General features: G+C 52.2%; 1 protein-coding gene. It reads right to left on the reverse strand.

Annotation, left to right across the window (positions count from 1 at the left end):
- Window positions 1-439, reverse strand: a 439-nt coding sequence (locus AB2U10_RS19185) for an Ig-like domain-containing protein (protein ID WP_367916691.1), incomplete at both ends; no start/stop codon positions are given.

Below are 439 nucleotides of genomic sequence, written 5' to 3' on the forward strand. Positions count from 1 at the left end.
TCGTTCACTGTACCAGTAAGTGCTGGTGTGCTGTCTTTCGTCAACACATCATCCAGCGCAACCACAGGTGCTGTGATGTCTGCTGAAACTGTGCCTGTACCTGGCAATGAAGTGTTGCCTGCAGGGTCAGTCGCTGTTGCAGTCACTGTATCGCCATCCACCAGGTTACCTGGGTTTGGTACTGACCAGCTACCATCCGGTCCTGCTACCACTGTTGCAGTTGTGCCATCAGGATAAGTCACAGTCACGGTTGAACCAGGCTCTGCCTGACCGCTCACTGGGTCTGTTGCATTGATCGGATCAAGCACCGGTGCATTTGGTGCAACCGTATCAATGGTCACCACTGCAGTATCGTTACCTACGTTACCTGCTGCATCTGTTGCAGTCACGGTAATGGTGTGTGGACCATCAGTTAACGCAGGAAGTGTATTGTCTGCAA

The sequence above is a fragment of the Leadbetterella sp. DM7 genome, assembly GCF_040829825.2.
Lineage (GTDB): Bacteria > Bacteroidota > Bacteroidia > Cytophagales > Spirosomataceae > Leadbetterella.